Consider the following 14,408-nt stretch of genomic DNA (forward strand, 5'->3'; position numbering starts at 1 on the left):
GTGCGCAGCTGACCGGTACTAACCGGCCGAGGGCTTGACCACACGACTACACCACCCCCCACCCCCGGGCGGGCGGGTAGCCGGCGACCAACTGATCGATACCACGCGTCCACTGTGCGGTTCTGAACGCACCAACCCCCACCGGGGTCGGTTCCCGTTCACCTGTGTTACGGCGGCCATGGCGAGAGGGAAACGCCCGGATCCATTCCGAACCCGGAAGCTAAGCCTCTCAGCGCCGATGGTACTGCCCCGGAGACGGGGTGGGAGAGTAGGACGCCGCCGGACAATTCTTTCATGAAGGGCCCTCACCACCCGGTGAGGGCCCTTCATGCACTTCAGCGTCGGTCCGCGCGGGATGCCGGCTCACCGGCGTGCCCGGGGCTCCCTCGTCGTCGCGCCGACGTTGTCGGCCAGCCACGCGTTCAGGGCAGCCAGGTCCCGCCAGGAGGTCCGGACCTCCTCGAGCGCCCGGCGGTCGTGCAGCCAGTCGCCGGGCTCCCAGTGCCTGCTCGCGTACAGCGACTTGTGCCGGAGCAGGTCCGCCCGGTCGCCGTCCCGGTCGAAGCCGGAGGGCACCCGCACCAGGCGCTCGCCCTCGATCGACCAGTCGGCCGCGGCCAGCCGGTCCACCTCGGCACGCAGCCGCGGCCCCTGCACGTCGTCGGCGACGGCGCGGCGGTACCGGGCCACCTGGTCGGACTCGAGCCGCCAGCACCCACCGGCCACCAGCAGGCCGTCGGCCGAGAGCTGCACGTACCAGGCACCGGCGCCACGGCCCTCGGGGTTCACGACCGCGCCCTGGTGCGTCTTGTACGGGGTCTTGTCGTTGCTGAAGCGGACGTCGCGGTAGGGGCGGAACAGCTTCGGTGTCCCGAACTCGCCGGCCAGCTCGTCGACGAGCGCCTGCATCGGCGCCCGCACGCAGTCGTCGTAAGCCGGGCGGTGGCGGCTCCAGTAGGTCTTGCTGTTGTCGGCCTCGAGGCCCTCGTAGAAGACCAGCCCTTCGTCGGGGAACCCCTGGAACGTCATCGACCCCCGTCCTCCTCCTCGAGCAGCGTGTGCCAGCGGACCTCGCGCAGCGGCGTCCCACCGGTGTCCAGCGTCCGCACCCAGCCGTCGCGGGCCCAGCCCGCCGACTCGAAGAAGCCCGCGGACACGGCGTCCGGTTCCGGCAGCCACACTTGCAGCCGCGCCGTCCCGGCCGCCCGGGCGAGGTCCGTGACGGCGGCCAGCAGCCGGCTGCCGTGCCCCCGCCGTCCCCACCGGGGCTCGACCAGCAAGGTGGTGACCTCGCCGCTGGGGCCCGCCGGGTGGGGGCGCTCGTCGTCGCCCAGCTCCGCGGGGCCGTGGGCGGCGAAACCGACCACGACGTTCCGCTCCACGGCGACGAGGACGCCGTGCAGCGGGGTGGGGGGTGCGGCGATCGCGGCGCGCCACGCGTCCGCGGCCGCCGCCTCGTCCCAGCCGTCGAGGACCTCCGGTGGGAGGACGGCGCGGTACGCCGTCCGCCAGGTGACCGTCTGGACGTGGGCGACCGCGGGGGCGTCCCCGGAGCGGGCCGGGCGGACCGACACCTCGGCGGTGCCCGCGCGGCGGGGGAACGGCGAGGTGGGCTGCACGCCAGGCAGCGTAGGCGGCGGGGGTGCGCCCGGCGGTTGTCGGTAGCGGCGGGCAGGATCGGCGGCCGTGGGAGCACCCGTCGTCGACCGGCTGCCGGCCGCGTTGGCCCGCCGCATCGCCCTCGCCGCGCAGGGCTTCGCCGACCCCCGGCCCGCCGGCGTCGTCGACGGCCGACAGCTGCGGCGGATGACGTCGCGGCTGGCGGTGCTCCAGATCGACTCGGTCAACGTGCTGTCCCGCGCGCACTACCTGCCCGCGTTCAGCCGACTGGGCCCCTACCCGCGCCAGGCGCTCGACGACCTCGCCGGCCGCCGCGGGGAGCTGTTCGAGTACTGGGCACACGAGGCCTCACTGCTGCCGGTCCGGCTGCACCCCCACCTGCGCTGGCGCATGGCCGCGGCGGAGGAGCACGCCTGGGGGTCGATGGTCCGGATCCAGCGGGAGCGGCCGGGGTACGTCAGCGAGGTCCTCGACCGGGTGCGCGGTACCGGCCCGCTCAAGGCCAGCGACCTGGCCGAGCCGCGGCCGGACCGGCCCGGCAGCATGTGGAACTGGCACGCCGGCAAGGTCGCCCTGGAGTGGCTCTTCTACACCGGCGTGATCACCACGAGGCGCCGGACGGCCGGCTTCGAGCGCGTCTACGACCTCACCGAGCGGGTGCTGCCGGCCGCCGTCCTGCAGGCCCCCACCCCGGAGCCGACCGACGCCGTCCGGGAGCTGGTGCGCAGCGCCTCGCGTGCCCTGGGCGTGGCCACCGAGCGGGACCTCCGCGACTACTTCCGGCTCCGCCCCCCGGCGGCGCGGGCGGCGATCGCCGAGCTGGCCGACGCCGGGGAGCTGCTGCCCGTCCAGGTGGCCGGCTGGGACGCGCCCGCGTGGCTGCACCCGGAGGCGCGCCGTCCCCGCTGGGTGCGGGCGCGGGCGCTGCTGAGCCCGTTCGACTCGCTGGTGTGGGAGCGGCCGCGCGTGGAGCGCGTCTTCGGCTTCCGCTACCGGCTGGAGATCTACACGCCGGCCGCGCAGCGGGTGCACGGCTACTACGTGCTGCCCTTCCTCCTGGGCGACCGGCTGGTCGCCCGCGTCGACCTCAAGGCCGACCGGCAGGCCGGCCTGCTGCGGGTCCGGGCGGCGTTCGCCGAGGACGGCGCGGACCGGGCCGAGGCGGCCGCCGCCCTCGCCGCGGAGCTGGCCCTGATGGCCGGCTGGCTGCAGCTGGACGCGGTCGTCGTGGGGGAGCGCGGCGACCTGGCCGCCGACCTCGCGGCCGCCGTGGGCTAGGTGGTCCCCTGGTCGGGCAGGCCGGCCAGCCGGGAGACGACGGCGAGCCCCGCGGGCCCGCCGGGCCAGGCGCGCTGCAGGGCCGGCGCCCCGGCGGCCCGCACCACTGATCTCAGCACCAGCGCCACCACGACGACGTCGTCGGCGTAGCCGAGCACCGGGACGACGTCGGGCACCAGGTCCACCGGGCTGAGCAGGTAGCCCAAGAGCAGCCACAGTCGCACCCGCACGCCGCGGGGCAGCTCCCGGTCGGCGGCCAGCCGGCGCACCAGGCGCACCAGGTCGGGGAGCAGCCGCAGCGCCTCGCGGACGGTGAGATCGGGCGGGCGCGTCCGCCACAGCAGGAGCAGCAGGACGCCCCAGAGCAGGAGCAGCCCGCCGACGACCCCGACGAGCACGCCCCACCGGTCCACGGTGACGAGTCTGGCCGGTGGGGCAGGAGCGACCGGCAGGTGACCGGTGTCGCGGTCCGGTGTCGGCCCCCGCCCGTAGGCTCGGGTCCGTGGGAAGTGCGAGCGAGGGCCCGATCGACACCCAGTACGAGGACCTGCTGCGCCGGGTGCTCGAGGAGGGCACGCCCAAGTCCGACCGGACGGGCACCGGCACGGTGAGCCTGTTCGGCGAGCGGCTGCGCTACGACCTCTCCGAGCGGTTCCCGCTGGTCACGACCAAGTCCGTGCACTTCCGGTCGATCGCCTACGAGCTGCTGTGGTTCCTCCGCGGGGACAGCAACGTGCGCTGGCTGCAGGAGAACCGGGTCAGCATCTGGGACGAGTGGGCCTCGCCGGAGGGGGAGCTCGGCCCGGTGTACGGCGTGCAGTGGCGCTCCTGGCCCACCCCTGGAGGGGAGCACGTCGACCAGATCGCCGGCGTCCTGGAGACCCTGCGCACCGACCCCGACTCCCGGCGCATGGTGGTCTCGGCCTGGAACGTCGCCGCGCTGCCCGAGATGGCGCTCGCGCCCTGCCACGCGCTGTTCCAGTTCCACGTCGCCGGCGGCCGGCTGTCCTGCCAGCTGTACCAGCGCAGCGCCGACATGTTCCTCGGGGTGCCGTTCAACATCGCCAGCTACGCGCTCCTCACCCGCATGGTCGCCGACCAGGCGGGATTGGCCCCCGGCGACCTCATCTGGGTCGGCGGCGACTGCCACGTCTACAGCAACCACGTCGAGCAGGTCCGCGAGCAGCTCTCCCGGGAGGTGCTGCCCTTCCCGACCCTCGACCTTGCCCCGGCGCCGTCGCTGTTCGAGTACACCTACGAGCACCTCGCGCTGCGCGACTACCGGCACCACCCGGCGATCCGCGCCGCGGTGGCGGTCTGAGGGCGGCGTGCTGGGCCTGGTCTGGGCCCAGGCCCGTGGCGGCGTGATCGGCGCCGGCGGCCGGCTGCCGTGGCACCTGCCCGAGGACCTGCGGCTGTTCCGCGAGCTCACCACCGGCGCGACCGTCGTCATGGGCCGGCGCACCTGGGACTCCCTGCCCGAGCGGTTCCGGCCCCTGCCCGGACGCCGCAACGTCGTCCTCACCACCGACCCCTCCTGGGCCGCCGGCGGCGCCGAACGGGCCGCCGACGTCGCGCAGGTGCTGGCGCGGGACGACGCCGGAGACCTGTGGGTGATCGGCGGCGGCCGGGTGTACGCCGCGTTCCTCCCGCACGCCGACCGGGTGGTCGTCACCGACGTCGACACCGATGTCGACGGCGACACGTGGGCGCCCGCACTCGGCCAGGGGTGGGCGCGGGTGTCGCGCACCCCGGGGACCGGCTGGGCGACGTCTACCACCGGCCTGCGCTACGCGGTGTCGGAGTACGCGCGCACAGCGACCGACGCCGACGTGTCGGCCGGGGTGGGTCGGTAGATTCTCGGCATGACCAGTGACCCCGCCCGGCCCTTCGGGCGTGTGTTCACGGCGATGGTGACCCCCTTCGCCGAGGACGGCTCGATCGACCTCTCGGGTGCCCAGGAGCTCGCCGCCCACCTGGTCGACCGGCAGGCGCACGACGGCCTGGTCGTGCTCGGCACCACCGGCGAGGCGCCCACCCTGAGCGACGGGGAGCAGCACGCCGTCCTCGAGGCGGTGCTCGACGCCGTGGGCGACCGCGCCACCGTGGTCGCCGGCGTCGGCACCAACGACACCGCGCACACCATCGAGAACGCGCGCCGGGCGGAGCGGCTGGGCGCGCATGGCCTGCTCGTCGTGACGCCGTACTACAACAAGCCCCCGCAGGCGGGCCTGCTGCGGCACTTCACCGCCGTCGCCGACGCCACCGACCTGCCGGTGATGCTCTACGACATCCCGCCGCGCTCGGTCGTCCCCATCGAGGTGGACACGCTCGCCCGGCTCGCCGAGCACCCGCGCATCGTCGCGGTGAAGGACGCCAAGGGCGACCTCGGCGCGGTGATGCGGACCCTGTCGCGCACCGACCTCGCCTACTACAGCGGCGAGGACGTGCTCAACCTGCCGCTGCTGGCGGTCGGCGCCGTGGGCGTCGTGAGCGTGGTCGGGCACCTCGCCGGACCGCGGCTGGCCGAGCTGATCGCCGCCGTCGAGTCCGGCGACCTGGTCAAGGCCCGGGCGGTCAACGAGAGCCTGCTCCCGCTGTACACCGGCATCTTCCGCACCCAGGGCGTCATCCTGACCAAGGCCGCGCTGCACGAGCTGGGCCTCCCGGGCGGGCCGGTCCGCCCGCCGCTGGTCGACGCCACCCCCGAACAGCGCGCGCAGCTGCGCGCCGACCTCGCCGACGGAGGCATCCACCTGTGAGCGCGACCTCGTGACCGCCTCGACCACCCAGCCGCACCTCGACCTGCAGGCACCCCCGGGGCTGCCGACCGGCGGCCTGCGGGTCATGGCGCTCGGCGGGCTGGGTGAGATCGGCCGCAACATGGCCGTCCTGGAGTTCGACGGCACGCTGCTGGTCATCGACTGCGGCGTGCTGTTCCCGGAGGCCGAGCAGCCCGGCGTCGACCTGATCCTGCCGGACTTCGGGATCATCGAGCACCGGCTGGACGACATCGCCGCCGTCGTCCTCACCCACGGGCACGAGGACCACATCGGCGCGATCCCCTACCTGCTGCGGATGCGGGGCGACATCCCGCTGGTCGGCTCGCGGTTCACGCTCGCGCTGGTCAAGGCCAAGCTGCGCGAGCACCGGCTGGACCCGGTGCTGGTCCAGGTGGCCGCGGGCGACGACCACGTCGCGGGCCCGTTCCACTGCGAGTTCATCTCGGTCAACCACTCGATCCCCGACGCGCTGGCCGTCGCCGTCCACACGCCGGCGGGGGTCCTGGTGCACACCGGCGACTTCAAGATGGACCAGCTGCCGCTCGACGGCGTCCTCACCGACCTGGGTGCCTTCGCCCGGCTGGGCCTGGAGGGCATCGACCTGCTGCTCGCCGACTCCACCAACGCGGAGATCCCCGGGTTCGTCACACCGGAGCGGTCGATCGGCCCGGTGCTCGAGGACGTGTTCCGGCGGGCCACGCAGCGGCTGATCGTCTCCAGCTTCGCCAGCCACGTGCACCGCATCCAGCAGGTGCTCGACGCGGCCGAGATGCACGGCCGCAAGGTCGCTTTCGTCGGCCGCTCGATGGTCCGCAACATGGGCGTGGCCCGCGACCTCGGGCTGCTGCGCGTCGCGCCCGGCCTCATGGTGAGCCTCGACGAGGCCACGAGCATGCCGCCGGAGCAGGTGGTGCTGATCAGCACCGGGTCGCAGGGGGAGCCGCTGTCGGCGCTCGGGCGGATGGCCCGCGGCGAGCACCACCAGGTGACCATCGAGGCCGGCGACACCATCGTGCTGGCGTCCTCGCTGGTGCCGGGCAACGAGACCGCCGTCTACAAGGTGATCAACGGGCTGGCCCGGCTCGGTGCGACCGTCGTGCACAAGGAGACCGCGCGGGTGCACGTCTCCGGGCACGCCCCGGCCGGCGAGCTGCGCACGCTGCTCAACGTGGCCAAGCCGCGGCACCTGATGCCGGTGCACGGCGAGTGGCGGCACCTGCGGGCCCACGCGGCGCTCGCCGAGGAGACCGGCATGGCCGGCGACCGGGTGCTGCTCGCGGAGAACGGCGTCGTCGTCGACCTGGTCGACGGCAAGGCGACGATCGTCGGATCGGTGCCGGTCGGCGACGTCTACGTCGACGGCCTCAACGTCGGCGACGTGGGGGAGGAGTCGCTGCAGGAACGGCGGATCCTCGGCGACGAGGGGTTCGTCGCACTGACCGTCGTCATCGAGCCCTCGACGCGCACCATCGTGCGGCCGGTGCACCTCTCCGCCCGCGGCTTCGCCGACGACCCCGCCGTCTTCGACCCGGCGCTGCAGCTGGTCGAGGAGAACCTGCGGCGCACGCTGGCCGACGGCGTCACCGACCCGCACCGGCTCTCGCAGGTGATCCGCCGGACGATCGGCAAGTGGGTGTCCGACACCTACCGCCGCCGTCCCATGATCATCCCTACGGTCCTCGAGGTCTGACGCAAGGATCCCGGCGCCCTTGCAGGGTCCCGCCGCCGGCGGGGCCGCGGCGGCGCATGGGGGGCACGGGGTCCCCGGCGCCGCCGCGCCTCAGAGCTCCGAGCTCGCCACCACGGTCCCGTCGGCGGCCACGACCCGGAAGCCGGCGGCGTCCTCACGCAGGACCGAGGAGTTGAGGTTGCAGCGCAGCTCGGCCGGCCCCACGCCGAGGAACTGCCCCGCGGGCACCGCGGCGCCGTCCTCGTCGGTGACCACGACCCGGTAGACCGCCCCGGCGGTGAAGCCCTCTCCGGTCAGCCGCACCTCGAGGCCCCAGGTGTGCGGCACGACGTCGGCCGTGGCCTCGATGCCGGGGCCGGCCTGCACCGCCACCGGTTCCAGCGGCAGCGGGTCGGGCACCGGGCGGGCCAGCCACCCGATCCCGAAGCCCGCGGCGGCCACGCCCACGACGGCGGCCGCGGCCAGCGCCCGGCGGGACGACGCGCGGCGCGGCCGCTCGGCGGCGATCCGCGCCAGCACCGCGTCGCCCAGCCCGGGCGGGGGCGCCGGCCGGTCGTCGAGCCGGTCGGGGTCCACGCGGTCGAGCCACGCGGTGAGCGGGGTCAGCTCGGCGAGCTCGGCGCGGCAGGCGGCGCACCCGTCGAGGTGCGCGCGGACGCCGGCCCGCTCCTCCGGCGTCCCGTGCCCGAGGGCGTACCAGCCCAGCTGCTCCCGCAGACGGCGGTGCTCTCCCGGCGCGCTCACGGCTCCACCCCCATCTCCTCCATCGCCAGCCGCAGGGCCCGCATGCCGTAGAACACCCGGCTGCGCAGCGTGCCGACCGGGATGCCGAGCTCGGCGGCCACCTCCGCGTGCGGCCGGCCGCGCAGGTGGGTCTGCACGATCGCCGACCGGTGGTCCTCGCCGATCCGGCCCAGCGCCTCCTCGACGACCCACGCGTCCACGACCGCCTCGTCGATGCCCACCACGCCGGGGACGTCGGCGCCCGGGCCCTCGGTCAGCGTCCGCTGCCACGGCCGGACGGCGAAGCGCCGCGCCTCGTCCACCACGACGTTGCGGGCGATCGCGAACAGCCAGGTGCGCACGCCGGACAGCTGCGGGTCGTAGCCGTCGGCCGCACGCCAGGCCCGGAGGAAGACCTCCTGGACGACGTCCTGGGCGGCGCCGCCGTCGTCGAGCTGCCGCAGCGCGAACCGGTAGAGCTCGGCGCCGTGCGCGGCGTAGGCCGCCCGGACGTCGAACCCGCCGTCCACCCGCCCGTGGTCGCGCGCCATCGGCCACCCCCTCCCGTCCGAGGGTGTACGGCGCCCGCGACGTCGCGGTTCACCGGGCCGGACGGCGCCCCGCCGCATCGGCGGGCCGGGCCCCTGCTGTAGTCGAGCTGCGACGAACCGTTCCGCGCCGCTCGGCACGCGGACACGCGTCGCCTGCCGTCGGGGCGGCGCCGTGAGCACTACCGTCGACTCATGCCTGCTCGCACGACGACGACCCGACCCTCGGGCCGGTCGTCCGCGCGCGGACGCTCGGGCTCCGGGTCGACCGCGTCCCGGAAGCCGCCCGCCAAGCGACCCGCTCCCGGCGGCCGCAAGCCCGCCGCCCGCAAGCCTGCGCCGAAGAAGTCCGGCCCCGGTCTCTGGGGCGTCGTCAGCGGCGGCTGGTCGCTGCTGGCCCGCGGCGCCGGCGGGCTGGCCCGCTCGGTCGCCCGCCCGGAGGAGGCCGAGCCGCTCGCGCCGGAGCACCGCCGCGACGGCGTCGGCCTGGCCGTGCTGGGCCTGGCCGTCGTCCTCGGCGCGGCCGCCTGGAGCAACGGCATCGGCCCGGTCGGCGCCGTCTTCGCCGGCGCCGTGCGCTGGGTCGTCGGCTCGCTGGTCATGGTGCTGCCGGTCGTGCTCTTTCTCGCCGCGCTGCGGCTGCTGCGCCGCGGACCGCGCCCCGAGGCGCGCGGCCGGCTGGCGATCGGCTGGCTCTGCCTGGTGGTCTCGGTGCTCGGCATCGCCCAGGTCGTCGGCGAGGGCGCCGTCCCGTCGCAGGACCGGCCCGGCTCCGGTGGCCTCGTCGGCTGGGCCGCGGCCACGCCGCTGGTCGCCGGCGTGGGCACCGTCGTCGCCGTCGTCCTGCTGGTCCTGCTGGCCTTCTTCGGCCTGCTGGTGCTCACCGCGACGCCGGTGCACCAGATCCCCGAGCGGCTGCGCGAGCTCACCGACCGCGTCCTGGGCCAGGCCGACGACGAGGACGCCTACGACGACGAGGACTGGGCGGACGACGAGGAGCCGGCCGAGCCGCCGGCACCGGCGCCGCGCTCCCGCCGGCGCTCGCTGTCGGACGACCTGATGGACACCGGCCCGGTGGAGACCCTGCCGGCCATCGACCACGCGGCGCTCGACGAGGCGCCCGAGGCCGTGCGCGCCGAGCCGCCGCCCCCGCCGGTCCCCACCCGCCGTCCCGCCGTCGTGGACCGGACCGCGCCGCCGGAGGACCTCCCGCCGATCGAGGAGCCGCAGCAGCTGCGGATCGAGCCGGTGGAGGGGCAGTACACGCTGCCCTCGGTCGGCGTGCTGCGTGCCGGCGACCCGCCGAAGAAGGGCTCGAAGGCCAACGACACGGCGATCGAGGCCATCACCGGCGTGCTCGAGCAGTTCAACATCGACGCCGCCGTCACCAGCTTCACCCGCGGCCCGACGGTGACCCGCTACGAGATCGAGCTGGGGCCCGCGGTCAAGGTCGAGAAGATCACCGCGCTGACCAAGAACATGGCCTACGCGGTGGCCAACGACAACATCCGCATCCTCGCGCCGATCCCGGGCAAGTCCGCCGTCGGCGTCGAGGTGCCCAACGTCGACCGGGAGATGGTCAGCCTCGGCGACGTGCTGCGTTCCCAGGTGGCCAAGCAGGACCCGCACCCGATGCTGGTCGGGCTGGGCAAGGACATCGAGGGTGGGTTCGTCTGCGCGAACCTGGCCAAGATGCCGCACCTGCTGGTCGCCGGTGCCACCGGTGCCGGGAAGTCCAGCTGCGTCAACTCGCTGCTGACCTCGCTGTTGCTGCGGGCCACGCCCGACCAGCTGCGGATGATCCTGGTCGACCCGAAGATGGTCGAGCTCACGCCCTACGACGGCATCCCGCACCTGATCACGCCGATCATCACTGACCCGAAGAAGGCCGCGACCGCGCTGGCCTGGCTGGTCGAGGAGATGGAGCAGCGCTACCAGGACATGCGGGCCACCGGTGTCCGGCACATCGACGACTTCAACCGCAAGGTGGAGCGCGGCGAGATCGTGGCGCCCGCGGGCAGCGAGCGGGTGTACCGGCCCTACCCGTACATCCTCGCGATCGTCGACGAGCTCGCCGACCTCATGATGGTCGCCCCGCGCGACGTCGAGGAGTCGATCGTCCGGATCACCCAGAAGGCGCGCGCCGCCGGCATCCATCTGGTGCTGGCGACCCAGCGGCCCTCGGTGGACGTCGTCACCGGTTTGATCAAGGCCAACGTGCCCTCGCGGCTGGCGTTCTCCACCTCCAGCCTCACCGACAGCCGGGTCATCCTCGACCAGCCGGGCGCGGAGAAGCTCATCGGCATGGGTGACGCCCTCTTCCTGCCGATCGGCGCGGGCAAGCCCATGCGCGTGCAGGGCGCCTACGTCTCCGACGCCGAGATCGAGGCGGTCGTCGAGTTCACCAAGCGCCAGGCCGAGCCGGAGTACCGCGAGGAGGTCTTCAGCGCCGCCGAGGGCGACAAGAAGGAGATCGACGAGGACATCGGCGGCGACCTGGAGCTGCTCGTCCAGGCCGTGGAGCTCGTCGTCACCAGCCAGTTCGGCTCGACGTCGATGCTGCAGCGCAAGCTGCGGGTGGGCTTCGCCAAGGCCGGCCGGCTCATGGACCTCATGGAGAGCCGCGGCATCGTCGGCCCGTCCGAGGGCTCCAAGGCGCGTGACGTGCTCGTCAAGCCCGACGAGCTCGAGTCGGTGCTGTTCACCCTGCGCGGCACCGAGTAGAAGGACCCGTCCCCCTCACCCCTCGCGAGCTCGGGGTGAGCCTCCGGACGGGGCGGTGAGCGGCGGGGGGCAGGGGGGTCCGTCACCTACGATGGACCGGTGACACCTCCGATCGACCCTGCCCGCACCGTGGCGGTGGTGACCCTCGGGTGTGCCCGCAACGAGGTCGACTCGGAGGAGCTGGCCGGCCGGCTGGCCTCGGGCGGGTACCGCCTGGTCGAGGACGCCGAGGGCGCGGACGCCGTCCTGGTGAACACCTGCGGCTTCATCGAGTCCGCCAAGAAGGACTCCGTCGACGCCATCCTGGCCGCCACCGACTCCGGCGCCCGGGTGGTCGCGGTCGGCTGCATGGCCGAGCGGTACGGCTCCGAGCTGGCCGGCGCGCTGCCCGAGGCGACGGTCCTCGGCTTCGACGACTACGCGGCGATCGGCGACCGGCTCGACGACGTGCTCACCGGCCGGGCGCTCGTCCCGCACGACCCGCGCGACCGGCGCACCCTGCTGCCGATCAGCCCGGTCGAGCGCACGGCGGCGGTCGCCGCGGTCGACGCCCCGGTCATCCCCGGCCACGGCTGGCTGCCGCGGCGCCGGCTGGCCTCCGGCCCGTCGGCCGCGCTCAAGCTCGCCTCCGGCTGCGACCGGCGGTGCGCCTTCTGCGCCATCCCGGCCTTCCGCGGCTCGTTCGTCTCCCGGCCGCCCGCCGAGGTGCTCGGCGAGGCGGAGTGGCTGGCCTCCCAGGGTGTCACCGAGCTGGTGCTGGTCAGCGAGAACTCGACGTCCTACGGCAAGGACCTCGGCGACCTGAGGCACCTGGAGCGGCTGCTGCCGCAGCTGGCCGCCGTCGAGGGCATCACCCGGGTGCGGGTGGCCTACCTGCAGCCGGCCGAGCTGCGGCCGGGCCTGCTCGAGGTCATCGCCGGCACGGACGGCGTCGCCCCCTACTTCGACCTGTCCTTCCAGCACTCCTCGCCGACCCTGCTGCGCCGGATGCGCCGCTTCGGTGGCACCGACGACTTCCTCGCGCTGATCGCGCGGGCCCGTGCGCTCGCGCCGACCGCCGGGTTCCGCACCAACGTCATCCTCGGCTTCCCGGGGGAGACCGAGGACGACGTGGCCGAGCTCGAGCGCTTCCTCGTCGAGGGCCGGCTCGACGCCGTCGGGGTCTTCGGCTACTCCGACGAGGAGGGCACCGAGGCGATGCGGCTGCCCGGCAAGCTCGACCAGGCCGAGATCGACGCCCGCGTCCGGCGGATCACCGACCTGGTCGAGGAGCTCACGGCGCAGCGCGCCGAGGACCGGCTGGGGGAGCGGGTGGAGGTGCTCCTCACCGAGGACCTCGCCGCCGACGAGGGGCCCGGGGTGTGGTCCGGGCACGCCGCCCACCAGGACCCGGAGGCCGACGGGACGACGACGGTCACGGGGGTGCCCGCCGGTGCGGTCGCCGGCCTGGTGGTGGCCGCGGAGGTCGTCGGCACGGAGGGCGTGGACCTGGTGGCCGCGGCCCTGGTACCCGCGGTGCGCGCATGAGCGCTCCGGCGGACCCGGCCGCCACCCCGCCCCAGTCAGGTCGGGTGGTCAACGTGCCCAACGCGCTGACCGTGCTGCGGTTGGCCCTGGTGCCGGTGTTCGCCGTGCTGCTGTTCGCCGAGGGCGGGATGGACGACGAGTGGCGGTACTGGGCCACCCTCGTCTTCGCGCTGGCGATCATCACCGACCGCTACGACGGGATGATCGCCCGGCGCACCGGCCAGGTGACCGAGTTCGGCAAGCTCGCCGACCCGATCGCCGACAAGGCGCTGACCGGCACCGCCCTCATCGGCCTCTCGGTGCTGACCCTGCTGCCGTGGTGGGTGACGCTGACGATCCTCGTCCGCGAGGTCGGCGTGACGTTGCTGCGCTTCTGGGTGATCCGCCACGGCGTGATCGCCGCCAGCCGGGGTGGCAAGGCCAAGACCGTCGTCCAGGCGCTGGCCATCGGGCTCTACACCCTCCCGTTCGACGGCTGGTTCGGCAGCCTCCGGTGGTGGGTGATGGCCGTCGCCGTGGTGCTCACCGTGGCGACCGGGCTGGACTACGTGCAGCGCGCCCTGGCGCTGCGACGCGCCGGCGCCCGCGCGGTGCGCGCCGCGGCCGCCCGCCGCTCGACCGGGCCGGCCGGTCCCCGGACCGACGCCGCCGCCTGAAGCAAGCCCCCCCCGCGCCCCACCACTCGCGAGCTCGTGGCCGGACCCTGTCAGGGGCCGCCCGTCCTCCCCACCCTCCCAGGCTCACGGCGGGTCCCGGGACGGGGAAACGGAAGAGTCGCCTGGCCTCCGGCGTTACGCCCAGAGCGGACTCGCCCGGCCGGGCACGCTGGGCGTCAGCGGTGCCGCGTACCGTGAGCGCACGGCGCCCTTCCCGGGAGCCGCCGCTTCCGCAGAGGCAGGACAGGAGACGGCGATGACGCTGCTGCGCACCCAGCTCGGGACGACCCTGCGTGGCCACCGGCTGCGCCAGCGTCGGACGCTGCGCGACGTCTCCGGTGCCGCTCGGGTGAGCTTGGGCTACCTCTCCGAGGTCGAGCGGGGGCAGAAGGAGGCGTCCTCCGAGCTGCTCGCCTCGATCTGCGACGCCCTCGACGTCGAGCTCGCCGACCTGCTCGCCGAGGTCAGCCTGGGGCTGCGGAGCGACGACGTCCGCGTCCGCCCGCTGCTCCCCGCACCCGATGCCTCCGGCGTCCCCGCCGAGGAGGTGCCCGCGGAGGTCCTGGCCGGCGAGCAGCCGGTCGCCGAGCCCGCGCTGGCCCTGGTGGGTGCACCCGCCCGCGCCTCCGGCCGCCCCGCCGGCGAGGTGTCGCTGGCGGCCTGACGGAGGGCCCCTCTGCCCCCCGCCGTGGAGGACCCCGTCCCCCTCGCACGCTCGGGGCGAGCCTCTGGACGGGGCCGGCGGCGGGCCCCTGCAGGGGGGCCACCAGCCTCCACAGGCCCAGGCCGGACCGGGCGCACTGCTGCCGCGCAGCGGTCGTGGCAGGCTGACCGCGGACCCCCACCGAGGGTCGCCGGC

General features: G+C 74.8%; 14 protein-coding genes and 1 rRNA gene. 10 read left to right on the forward strand and 5 right to left on the reverse strand.

Annotated features, from left to right (window positions below; translation table 11 throughout):
* Positions 1–168: 168 nt before the first annotated feature.
* Positions 169–285 (forward strand): 5S ribosomal RNA (rrf, locus tag BLW63_RS02645).
* 78 nt (positions 286–363) lie between these two features.
* Here rrf and BLW63_RS02650 read toward each other — a convergent pair.
* Together BLW63_RS02650 and BLW63_RS02655 are read right to left on the reverse strand one after the other, a co-directional pair.
* On the reverse strand, positions 364–1,029 hold the full coding sequence (locus BLW63_RS02650; protein ID WP_091151232.1) for a DUF2461 domain-containing protein: 666 nt from the start codon (positions 1,027–1,029) through the stop codon (positions 364–366).
* Positions 1,026–1,619 (reverse strand): GNAT family N-acetyltransferase, encoded by a 594-nt coding sequence (locus tag BLW63_RS02655; protein WP_091151235.1) that lies wholly within the window; start codon positions 1,617–1,619, stop codon positions 1,026–1,028. Before BLW63_RS02655 ends, BLW63_RS02650 begins: the two co-directional genes overlap by 4 nt.
* A 67-nt stretch (positions 1,620–1,686) precedes the next feature.
* On the opposite strand from BLW63_RS02655, the gene BLW63_RS02660 reads away from it, so the two are divergent.
* A complete protein-coding gene (locus BLW63_RS02660; RefSeq protein ID WP_091151237.1) occupies positions 1,687–2,898 on the forward strand; it encodes a winged helix-turn-helix domain-containing protein in 1,212 nt (403 codons plus the stop codon).
* Here BLW63_RS02660 and BLW63_RS02665 read toward each other — a convergent pair.
* Entirely contained in the window at positions 2,895–3,311 is a 417-nt protein-coding gene (locus tag BLW63_RS02665) for a DUF1232 domain-containing protein (RefSeq protein WP_244522308.1), read from the reverse strand. The genes BLW63_RS02660 and BLW63_RS02665 overlap by 4 nt on opposite strands.
* Positions 3,312–3,400: 89 nt before the next feature.
* Between BLW63_RS02665 and BLW63_RS02670 the strand changes: the two genes are divergently transcribed.
* Genes BLW63_RS02670 through BLW63_RS02685 form a run of 4 tightly spaced genes read left to right on the forward strand, consistent with a single transcriptional unit; the run spans position 3,401 to position 7,371 of the window.
* Positions 3,401–4,219, forward strand: a complete 819-nt coding sequence (locus BLW63_RS02670) for a thymidylate synthase (protein WP_091151242.1) — start codon at positions 3,401–3,403, stop codon at positions 4,217–4,219.
* Between the two features lie 7 nt (positions 4,220–4,226).
* The gene (locus tag BLW63_RS02675) at positions 4,227–4,754 is read left to right on the forward strand and encodes a dihydrofolate reductase (protein ID WP_091151244.1); all 528 of its coding nucleotides are present in this window, start codon (positions 4,227–4,229) and stop codon (positions 4,752–4,754) included.
* A 9-nt stretch (positions 4,755–4,763) separates the two neighbouring features.
* Positions 4,764–5,660 carry a 4-hydroxy-tetrahydrodipicolinate synthase gene (gene dapA / locus BLW63_RS02680; protein ID WP_091151246.1) on the forward strand — a complete coding sequence of 299 codons (897 nt, stop codon included), beginning with the start codon at positions 4,764–4,766 and terminating at the stop codon, positions 5,658–5,660.
* A gap of 10 nt (positions 5,661–5,670) precedes the next feature.
* A complete protein-coding gene (locus BLW63_RS02685) occupies positions 5,671–7,371 on the forward strand; it encodes a ribonuclease J (RefSeq protein ID WP_091151249.1) in 1,701 nt (566 codons plus the stop codon).
* A 90-nt stretch (positions 7,372–7,461) separates the two neighbouring features.
* Here BLW63_RS02685 and BLW63_RS02690 read toward each other — a convergent pair whose 3' ends face one another.
* Together BLW63_RS02690 and BLW63_RS02695 are read right to left on the reverse strand one after the other, a co-directional pair.
* A complete protein-coding gene (locus tag BLW63_RS02690) occupies positions 7,462–8,115 on the reverse strand; it encodes an anti-sigma factor family protein (RefSeq protein ID WP_091151251.1) in 654 nt (217 codons plus the stop codon).
* Positions 8,112–8,645: a sigma-70 family RNA polymerase sigma factor gene (locus BLW63_RS02695; protein ID WP_091151254.1), complete on the reverse strand. Its 534-nt coding sequence runs from the start codon at positions 8,643–8,645 to the stop codon at positions 8,112–8,114. Before BLW63_RS02695 ends, BLW63_RS02690 begins: the two co-directional genes overlap by 4 nt.
* A gap of 192 nt (positions 8,646–8,837) precedes the next feature.
* On the opposite strand from BLW63_RS02695, the gene BLW63_RS02700 reads away from it, so the two are divergent.
* From BLW63_RS02700 to BLW63_RS02715, 4 genes are all read left to right on the forward strand, one after another.
* Positions 8,838–11,366, forward strand: coding sequence for a DNA translocase FtsK (locus BLW63_RS02700; RefSeq protein ID WP_091151256.1), 2,529 nt, complete (start codon positions 8,838–8,840; stop codon positions 11,364–11,366).
* Between the two features lie 99 nt (positions 11,367–11,465).
* Entirely contained in the window at positions 11,466–12,893 is a 1,428-nt protein-coding gene (gene rimO, locus BLW63_RS02705) for a 30S ribosomal protein S12 methylthiotransferase RimO (RefSeq protein WP_091151258.1), read from the forward strand.
* A complete protein-coding gene (gene pgsA, locus BLW63_RS02710; protein ID WP_091151260.1) occupies positions 12,890–13,549 on the forward strand; it encodes a CDP-diacylglycerol--glycerol-3-phosphate 3-phosphatidyltransferase in 660 nt (219 codons plus the stop codon). Before rimO ends, pgsA begins: the two co-directional genes overlap by 4 nt.
* A 256-nt stretch (positions 13,550–13,805) precedes the next feature.
* Entirely contained in the window at positions 13,806–14,213 is a 408-nt protein-coding gene (locus BLW63_RS02715) for a helix-turn-helix domain-containing protein (RefSeq protein ID WP_091151262.1), read from the forward strand.
* Positions 14,214–14,408: the final 195 nt, after the last annotated feature.

The organism is Geodermatophilus africanus, assembly GCF_900107105.1.
In the GTDB taxonomy this organism is placed as follows: domain Bacteria; phylum Actinomycetota; class Actinomycetes; order Mycobacteriales; family Geodermatophilaceae; genus Geodermatophilus; species Geodermatophilus africanus.

Excerpts from the sequence above, each read along its gene's own strand:
- BLW63_RS02695 (WP_091151254.1), bottom strand. The coding sequence starts at position 8,645 with ATGGCGCGCGACCACGGGCGGGTGGACGGCGGGTTCGACGTCCGGGCG.
- dapA (WP_091151246.1), top strand. The coding sequence starts at position 4,764 with ATGACCAGTGACCCCGCCCGGCCCTTCGGGCGTGTGTTCACGGCGATG.
- BLW63_RS02715 (WP_091151262.1), top strand. The coding sequence starts at position 13,806 with ATGACGCTGCTGCGCACCCAGCTCGGGACGACCCTGCGTGGCCACCGG.
- pgsA (WP_091151260.1), top strand. The coding sequence starts at position 12,890 with ATGAGCGCTCCGGCGGACCCGGCCGCCACCCCGCCCCAGTCAGGTCGG.
- BLW63_RS02700 (WP_091151256.1), top strand. The coding sequence starts at position 8,838 with ATGCCTGCTCGCACGACGACGACCCGACCCTCGGGCCGGTCGTCCGCG.
- BLW63_RS02650 (WP_091151232.1), bottom strand. The coding sequence starts at position 1,029 with ATGACGTTCCAGGGGTTCCCCGACGAAGGGCTGGTCTTCTACGAGGGC.